The organism is Streptomyces sp. NPDC004051 (assembly GCF_053604275.1).
Genome location: NZ_JBSGHG010000012.1, coordinates 188833 through 197152, shown reverse-complemented (window position 1 = coordinate 197152; position 8320 = coordinate 188833). Strand labels below are relative to the sequence as shown.

The following is an 8320-nucleotide window of genomic DNA, read 5'->3' as shown; positions in this document are numbered from 1 at the left end:
CAACATATCTGGCGTTGACTTTTGGCACGCTGTTGAGTTCTCAAGGAACGGACGCTTCCTTCGTACTCACCCTGGCGGGTTTTCCTCCGGGCGCTTCCCTTCGGTGTTCCCAGACTCTATCAGTGTTTTCCCGGCTCTCTGACCACCGCCCTGCAGGCATGCGGAAAGTGATCTCGAGATAAGATCTGATGAGTTGAGCCGCCGAGAGACAGGACGCGTGTGATCGCATCGCTCACCCTCAGGCAGGTCCTCGACTGTACATGGAGGCGCGGAGCGGGTGCAAATTGCCGCGAGATGTGGTCTAGACCTCTATTCGGTTCTCTCACGCGGAACCGGTACTACCTATGACATACCCTGCATCACAGTGCGCCGTCCGAGACAGGTAGTGACGGGCTCCTACAGATCTCCGCCCCTGGGAGGCTTCCCATGACCACCGTGACGTCCCCGCTCGCAGGACGGGCCATCGGACTGGAGTCCGTGCCCGATCCCGTCTTCTCCGGGGCCATGGTCGGCCCGGGTACAGCGATCGATCCTGTACGGGAGCCTTCCGCCGCCGTCTCCCCCGTGGACGGCGTCATCGTTTCTCTCCACCCGCACGCGTTCGTCGTCGTCGACGAGAGCGGGCGCGGTGTGCTGACGCATCTCGGTATCGACACCGTGCAGCTCAACGGCGAGGGCTTCGAGCTGCTCGTCAACAAGGGCGACACCGTGACTCGTGGTCAGAGCATCGTGCGCTGGGACCCTGCCGCCGTCGAGGCCGCCGGGAAGTCCCCGGTGTGCCCGGTCGTGGCTCTGGAGGCCACCGCGGAGGCTCTCTCCGAGCTGCGCGACGACGGCGAGGTGAAGGCCGGCGACAGTCTCTTCCTCTGGAAGTGACGTCACTGCCGTCCCACTGACGGCGAGCAGGGCAACCAATTCGGTGGCGTGAGCCGCCGCACTATCGGAGACGGGTGAGATGGAGACAACGCTGCGAGGCGTCGGCGTGAGCCACGGTGTGGCGATCGGCGAGGTTCGGCACATGGGAACGGCCGTGCTCGAACCGCCGGCCAGGCAGATCCAGGCGGAAGAGGCGGAGCGTGAGCAGGGGCGCGCCCGCAAGGCCGTGGAGGCGGTGGCGGCCGATCTGATGGCGCGCGGCAACCTGGCGGGCGGTGAAGCCCAGGCTGTCCTCGAGGCTCAGGCCATGATGGCTCAGGACCCCGAGCTGATGACGGACGTGGAACGTCGTATCTCCGCGGGGAGCACCGCCGAGCGTGCGGTGTACGACGCGTTCGCCGCGTACCGCGAGCTGCTGGCCGCCGCCGGTGAGTACCTGGCGGGCCGCGTGGCCGATCTCGACGACGTGCGGAATCGGATCGTCGCGCGGCTGCTCGGAGTGCCGATGCCGGGGGTCCCGGACAGTGACGAGCCGTACGTCCTGGTGGCTCGGGACCTGGCGCCGGCGGACACGGCGCTGCTGGACCCCACCCTGGTGCTCGGCTTTGTGACCGAGGAAGGTGGGCCCACCAGCCACAGCGCGATCCTGGCGCGGGCGCTCGGTGTGCCGGCCGTGGTGGCCCTGCCGGGCGCCGGTGAGCTCGCCGAGGGGACGATGATCGCGGTGGACGGCAGCACCGGCGAGGTCTTCGTGAACCCGAGCGAGGAGAAGAAGGGACAGCTCGAGGCTGCGGCGGCCGAGCGCAGGGCGTCGCTGAGCGCGTCGACCGGGCCCGGTGCGACCGCGGACGGGCACACGGTGCCGCTGCTGGCGAACATCGGCGGTCCGGCGGATGTGGCGGCCGCGGTCGAGGCGGGCGCGGAGGGTGTCGGCCTCTTCCGCACCGAGTTCCTCTTCCTGGACGACAGCAAGAACGCTCCCTCCGAGGAGAAGCAGGTCGCGGCCTACCGTCAGGTGCTCGAGGCTTTCCCCGAAGGCCGTGTGGTGGTGCGCGTGCTGGACGCGGGCGCGGACAAGCCGCTGGACTTCCTCACCCCGGCCGATGAACCGAACCCGGCGCTGGGTGTGCGTGGTCTGCGGTCGCTGCTCGACCACCCGGAGGTGCTGCGTACCCAGCTGTCGGCGCTGGCCAAGGCCGCGAAGGGGTTGTCCGTCCAGCTCGAGGTGATGGCCCCGATGGTGGCGGACCGCACCGATGCCAAGGCTTTCGCCGACGCGTGCCGTGAGGCGGGTCTGCGTGCGAAGTTCGGTGCGATGGTCGAGATTCCGTCGGCCGCGTTGCGCGCGCGCTCGATCCTGCAGGAGGTCGAGTTCCTTTCGCTGGGGACGAATGACCTCGCGCAGTACACGTTCGCCGCGGACCGCCAGGTGGGCGCGGTGTCCCGGCTGCAGGACCCGTGGCAGCCCGCGCTGCTCGACCTGGTGGCGCTGTCCGCCGAGGCGGCGAAGGCCGAGGGCAAGAGCTGCGGTGTCTGCGGCGAGGCCGCGTCCGACCCGCTGCTCGCTTCGGTGCTGACCGGTCTGGGTGTCACCTCCCTTTCCATGGGCGCGGCGTCCATTCCTTATGTACGGGCAGCGCTGGCGAAGTTCACGCTGGCGCAGTGCGAGCGGGCCGCGGCGGCGGCTCGCGCGACCGACAGCGCCGAGGAGGCCCGTAGGGCCGCTCAGGCAGTGCTGTCGGGCGAGTAGCCGGCAGGCGGGGCAGGCAGCCTCGACCAGCCGCTCTTGGTGAGGGGCGCTCCAGGTGCTGGGGCGCCCCTTTTCCTTCCTTTACGTTTTGCGTCTCCCGTTCGTGTTCAGTGGCGGTGGGTCGGGCTCGGGCCACCGTCCCCGAGGTCGGGCGGTTCGCAGTAGTCGACATTGGACTCGGGCGAGATGAGGTCTCCGGATTCCACGTCGGTGCAGTAGGCGTCGAAGACCTCTCCCGCGGTGAGGGGCTCGAGACCGTGGGTGCGCAGCCGCCAGCCGTGGATGCGGTCGGCGGTGCCTGGTGCGGTGGTCCGCATGACGAGTCCGCCCGGGCTGCCGGTGGCGAGGCCGACTGCCAGCACCGTGGTGAATTCGAGGAGCTCGGTGTCGTCCAGCTCCATGTGTCCGTCGGCGTCGTCGGCGTGCAGGACGGCGACGAGGGTCTCGGGCGGTCCGGAGACACTGCAGACGAGGTGCCGGTTGCCGGGCCCCGCGGTGTCGAGGATGCGGACGATCAGCTGGGAGGCGCGGGTGAAGGCCTCGCGGCCCAGGTCCTCACCGCACGAGGCGCAGGCGCCGAGGCGGGCGAGGAGTGTGGTCGCGTACTCCCAGGTCGCCCGGCGGACCGCCTCGTCGACGAGGGCGGGCAGGAGATCGGCCAACGGCTGTCCCTCGTAGGGGATGGTGGGTCCTGTGGCCGCGAGTTCGGCGGTGAAGCGGGTGCGGCTGGTGCGGCGGTCGGGGTCGAGGCCCGTGTGCGCGCAGAATGCCGCGTACTCCTCGGGGTCGAAGAGGGCCAGTGTCGTGTGGTTGCCCTGCAGGGCGCGTGTCCTGAGGACGGCCTCCACGTGTCGGAGGTACGTGGCGTGGTCGTCGAAGACGAAGCTTCGGTAGTGCCGCATGGCGCGGAAGTCGTGCTCGTCCGTCAGCACCCCGATGGTGCCCGCGATTTCCCGGCGCAGGACACGGCGGACGGTTCGGTGGTCGGTGTACGTCATGTCTCCCCCTGTACGGTCGATCAATGCTCACTCACAGTAACCGGGGGCACTGACAACGGCGTACGGCGGTGACGGTGGGTGGCACCGGACCGGCCGGGTGACCGGCCGGTCCTCGTCCGGGGAGGGTCAGGTGCGGCGGCGGGCCAGGTCCGCGTAGAACGTGAGCAGCTCCAGGTCGTCGACGGATCCCGGGTTGACCGCCTTCTCCAGCGGCGTGCCCTGGAGGAGGCGTTTGACCGGGACCTCGATGCGTTTGCCGGTCAGGGTGTGCGGCACCCCGGGCACCTCGATGATCTCGTCCGGGACGTGGCGTGGCGACAGGTGCTCACGGATGGTCCGCCGGATGAGTCCCTTCAGGTCCTCGTCGAGCACGGTGCCCGGTGCCAGGTGCACGAACAGGGGCATCCAGTAGCCGCCGTCGGGCTGCTCGACGCCGATGACGAGGGATTCCTTGATCTGGGGAAGGCGTTCGACGGCCTCGTAGATGTCCGCCGACCCCATGCGGACGCCCTGGCGGTTGAGCGTGGAGTCGGAGCGGCCGTGGATGACGACGGAGCCGCGCGAGGTGAGGGTGATCCAGTCGCCGTGCCGCCAGACGCCGGGGTAGGTGTCGAAGTAGCTGTCGTGGTAGCGGCTGCCGTCGGGGTCGTTCCAGAAGTGGATCGGCATGGACGGCATCGGACGGGTGACCACGAGCTCGCCGACCTCGTCGGTCAGGGGTTTGCCGCTCGGGTCCCAGGACTGCAGGTCGGTGCCCAGACCGGGTGCCTGCAGTTCGCCGATGTACACGGGGAGGGTGGGTACGGCTCCCGCGAAGCAGGAGCAGACGTCCGTACCGCCGCTGACGGAGGCGATCCACAGGTCGGCCCCGCTCTCGGCGAACTCGTCGTGCAGCCAGCGGAAGCCGTCGGGCGGCAGGGGGGAGCCGGTGGTGGCGACGCACTGCACCGCGGAGAGGTCGAAGTCGCGGGCGGGGTGGACGTCGGCCTTGCGGCAGGCCATGACGTACGCGGCGGAGGTGCCGTAGAGGGTGGCGCCGGTGCGTTCGGCGATCCGCCACTGGGCGCCCGTGTCCGGGTGGCCGGGACTGCCGTCGTACAGGACGATCGTCGTTCCGGTGAGGAGACCGGAGACGAGGAAGTTCCACATCATCCAGCCGGTCGACGTGTACCAGAAGAAACGGTCCTCCGGCCCCAGGTCGCAGTGGAGTCCGAGCTGCTTGAGGTGTTCGACCAGGATGCCGCCCTGGGACTGGACGATCGCCTTCGGCAGTCCGGTGGTGCCGGACGAGTAGAGCACCCACAACGGATGCTCGAAAGGCACCTGTTCGAAGACCGGTTCGGTGTCCGCGGAGGTCAGGGCCGACCAGTCCAGGGCTCCGTCGGGGGCGTCGGTCCCGAGCAGGGGGATGTGCACGACCGCGCGCAGGGTGGGCAGTTCACGGCGGAGTTCGGCGACGACGTCGCGGCGGTCGTGTTCCTTTCCGCCGTAGCGGTATCCGTCGACGGTGAACAGGACGACCGGTTCGACCTGCTGGAAGCGGTCGAGCACGCTGCGGGCGCCGAAGTCGGGCGCGCAGGAGGTCCACACTCCGCCCACCGCCGCGGTGGCCAGGAAGGCGACGACGGCCTGCGGGATGTTGGGGAGGTAGCCGCTGACGCGGTCTCCGGGACGTACGCCCAGGGCGCGCAGCTCGGCGGCGAGGGAGCCGACCCGGCGGCGCAGCTCGGCCCAGGTGACGGGCCTGGGGTCATGGGTCTCGTCGACGTACAGGAGCGCCGGTTCGTCCGCCCGGGCCGCCGCCGCGCGCAGGGCGTGTTCGGCGTAGTTCAGGGTGGCGCCGGGGAACCACTGGGCGCCGGGCATCGAACGGTCGCCCAGCACGCGTGCGTAGGGGGTCGAGAAGCGGACGTCGAACCACTCCGTGACGGCCTTCCAGAAGGCTTCCGGCTCATCCACGGACCAGCGGTGCAGTGCCGCGTAACCGCCCTCGGCGGGGGCTTTGTGCCGCTCGGCGGCCCATGCCTGGAACAGGGTGATCCTGGCCTGGGCGATGCGCTGCGGATCAGGCTGCCAGAGCGGCTGGGGGTTCTCGGTCGACATGGGCGGCTCCCGGACTGTGCGCGTCGTGTGCGTCCTGCGCGCACGGGCTGGGGTGTGCGCGTGGCGCGGCTGACAGGAACGATGCCATGTGATCGTCTTCGGAACCAGGGTGCGCCCCCACCACCCGTGTCGTGAAGATGTGGTCCGATCACGGGTGAACGGCAGTTGAACGACACTCGTGTGAAGTGCACGCGATGGCAGGGTGAGCACCATGGACGGTCGTGGCCTGGTGCGTTCGGTGAGATCGGTCGGTTCGGTGGGCGCGGCACGGGGGTTGCGCACCGTACGGGCGGCATGGCGCAGGCGACGGGCCGACGCCACCGGGCTGCCGTCCCGGGGAGCGGAGCGCGCTCGGACGCCCGGACAGGTGCGGGAGGTGGAGCCCGGGCCCGGGGGTGGTGTCGTCCGGTTCAGCCGCTCCGAGCTGCGGATCCTCGTCGCCGTGAACGGCGCCGTCTTCTGGGGCTGGGACGGGGCGGCCCCCGAGCCGTCCTACGCGCTGGCCGGCCGCTGTCCGGATCCGGATCCGCGGGCGGTGCTGGAGCCGGACACGGACGGCGGCTGGCGTGTGGTCGCCGAGCGGGTGACGGTCGCCGTCTCCCGGCTCGGCTCGGTCGAGGTGCTCACCCCGGGAGGGGTGGTTCTGCGGCGCGATCTGCCGCCGCGCTGGTGGGAGCCGGTGGGGCCGGTGGGACCGGTGGAAGGGGGCCCCGCGCGCTGGATGCAGCGGTCGGAGGTGCGGGCCGACGCCCGCTTCTTCGGGCTCGGGGGACGCGCCCTCGGGCCCGGGCTGCGGGACGGCGCCCACCGGCTGTGGAACACGGGCCCCGGTCGCGCCTTCGGGCCCGGCGGCGATCCGCGTCCCATCACGATGCCGGTGCAGCTGGTGGTGGCCGACGCGGGCACGCATCTCGCGTTCCACGACAACTCGTGGGACGGCACGGTGACACTACGGGAGGGTGCTGAGGGTGCCGGCTCCGGGCACGACCGGGCCGGGACGAGCACCGTGCGGATGGACGGGGGCCCGCTGCGCTGCTGGGTGATGGTGGGCACCCCCGCACGGGTGCTGTTCGCCTGGGGTTCGCTGACCGGTGCGCCCGCGCTGCCGCCCGCGTGGGCCCTCGGCCACCATCACGCGTGGTGGGGCCGGGGCGGCGAGCAGGAGGTGCGGCGGACCGTCGCCCGTTACCGGGAGCACGGGTTGCCGCTCGACGCCGTCCATCTGGGCGTCGACCACCACGACGCGCACCGGGTGTTCACCGTCGACGAGGAGCGGTTCCCGAAGCTGCCGGGGCTCGCCGACGAGCTGCGGCGGGACGGGATCCGGCTGGTGTCGGCCGTCGGTCCCGCGGTCGCCGCCGGGGGCGGCGACGCCGTGCACGACTCGGGTGCGGTGCGGGAGGCGTTCGTGCGGAGCGCCTCGGGAGAGGTCGTCCAGGGCGTCTCCTGGCCCGGAGACGTGGTGTTCCCGGACTTCACCCACGCGCGCGTGCGCCGGTGGTGGGGCGGTCTGTACACGGAGCGGCTGGAGCAGGGTTTCGCGGGTTTCTGGCACGACCTGAACGAGCCGACGTCGTTCACCGCGTTCGGGGAGCCGACGCTCCCCCGCTCGGCACGGCACGCCCTGGACGGGCGGGGCGGCGATCACCGCGAGGCGCACAACGTGTACGCGCTGTGCATGGCCAGGGCGGCCTACGAGGGGCTGCGGACGCTGGTGCCGCAGGAACGGCCGTTCGTTTTCTCGCGCTCGGGGTGGGCCGGTATGCAGCGCTACGGGGGGACCTGGTCGGGGGAGGCGGCCCCGGGCTGGCCCGGACTGCGGGCCTCCCTGGCCCTGGTGATGGGGCTCGGGTTGTGCGGTGTCCCGTATGCGGGGCCGGATGTGGGCGGAGTCGACGGGGACCCGTCCGCGGAGCTGTACCTGCGGTGGCTCCAGCTGGGTGCCCATCTGCCGCTGTTCCGCACGCACGCGGGGGCGGGGAGCAAGGAGCCGTGGGAGTTCGGTGCCGAGGTGGTGCGGCACGCGCGCGTGGTCCTCCTCGGGCGTCGCCGGCTGCAGCCGTACTTCGTGACGCTGGCGCACCTGGCCCGGCGCACCGGGGCTCCCTGTGTGCGGCCGCTGTGGTGGTCGGCTCCGGAGGAGCGCGCGTTGCGCGACTGCGAGGACGCCTTCCTGCTGGGTGACTGCCTGCTGGTGGCGCCGGTGCTGGCCCCGGGGGTGGAACGGCGTACGGTGCGGCTGCCCCGCGGACGTTGGTACGAGTCGACTACCGGGCGGGCGTACGACGGGCCCGCCCAGGTGCTGGTCGACGCGCCTCTGGACCGCATTCCGGTGTTCGCCCGCGCGGGTGCCGTGATTCCCGTGCGCGGGCAGGACGGTGGGCTGGAGCTGGAGGTGTGGGCGCCCGTGCGGGGGCGGGCCGGGGGCGGGACGGTCGTCGCGGACGCCGGCGACGGCTGGGAGGAGCCGGAGATCGAGCGGTACGGCGTCCGCTGGGCGGGGGCCCGGATCGTCGTCGAGCGGGAGGGGCAGGACGGCCCTCGCGATTCGCCTTACCCGGTGCGGGTGCGCGGGCTCGGACCGGGCTGAGCC

General features: G+C 71.4%; 5 protein-coding genes. 3 read left to right on the top strand and 2 right to left on the bottom strand.

Going from position 1 to position 8320, the window contains the following annotated elements:
- Positions 1-426 precede the first annotated feature (426 nt).
- Positions 427-876, top strand: a complete 450-nt coding sequence (locus ACWEQO_RS16125; RefSeq protein WP_361458073.1) for a PTS sugar transporter subunit IIA — start codon at positions 427-429, stop codon at positions 874-876.
- 79 nt (positions 877-955) lie between these two features.
- The gene (gene ptsP, locus ACWEQO_RS16120) at positions 956-2626 is read left to right on the top strand and encodes a phosphoenolpyruvate--protein phosphotransferase (protein ID WP_361458070.1); all 1671 of its coding nucleotides are present in this window, start codon (positions 956-958) and stop codon (positions 2624-2626) included.
- A 107-nt stretch (positions 2627-2733) separates the two neighbouring features.
- Here ptsP and ACWEQO_RS16115 read toward each other — a convergent pair whose 3' ends face one another.
- Together ACWEQO_RS16115 and ACWEQO_RS16110 are read right to left on the bottom strand one after the other, a co-directional pair.
- Positions 2734-3624 (bottom strand): hypothetical protein, encoded by an 891-nt coding sequence (locus ACWEQO_RS16115; RefSeq protein ID WP_452983332.1) that lies wholly within the window; start codon positions 3622-3624, stop codon positions 2734-2736.
- A 126-nt stretch (positions 3625-3750) separates the two neighbouring features.
- Positions 3751-5727, bottom strand: coding sequence for an acetoacetate--CoA ligase (locus tag ACWEQO_RS16110; protein WP_452983329.1), 1977 nt, complete (start codon positions 5725-5727; stop codon positions 3751-3753).
- A gap of 211 nt (positions 5728-5938) precedes the next feature.
- On the opposite strand from ACWEQO_RS16110, the gene ACWEQO_RS16105 reads away from it, so the two are divergent.
- Positions 5939-8317: a glycoside hydrolase family 31 protein gene (locus tag ACWEQO_RS16105; protein ID WP_452983326.1), complete on the top strand. Its 2379-nt coding sequence runs from the start codon at positions 5939-5941 to the stop codon at positions 8315-8317.
- The last annotated feature ends 3 nt before the right edge of the window (positions 8318-8320 follow it).

Coding starts and splice junctions, on each gene's coding strand:
- ACWEQO_RS16125 (WP_361458073.1), top strand. CDS start 427: ATGACCACCGTGACGTCCCCGCTCGCAGGACGGGCCATCGGACTGGAG.
- ptsP (WP_361458070.1), top strand. CDS start 956: ATGGAGACAACGCTGCGAGGCGTCGGCGTGAGCCACGGTGTGGCGATC.
- ACWEQO_RS16115 (WP_452983332.1), bottom strand. CDS start 3,624: ATGACGTACACCGACCACCGAACCGTCCGCCGTGTCCTGCGCCGGGAA.
- ACWEQO_RS16110 (WP_452983329.1), bottom strand. CDS start 5,727: ATGTCGACCGAGAACCCCCAGCCGCTCTGGCAGCCTGATCCGCAGCGC.
- ACWEQO_RS16105 (WP_452983326.1), top strand. CDS start 5,939: ATGGACGGTCGTGGCCTGGTGCGTTCGGTGAGATCGGTCGGTTCGGTG.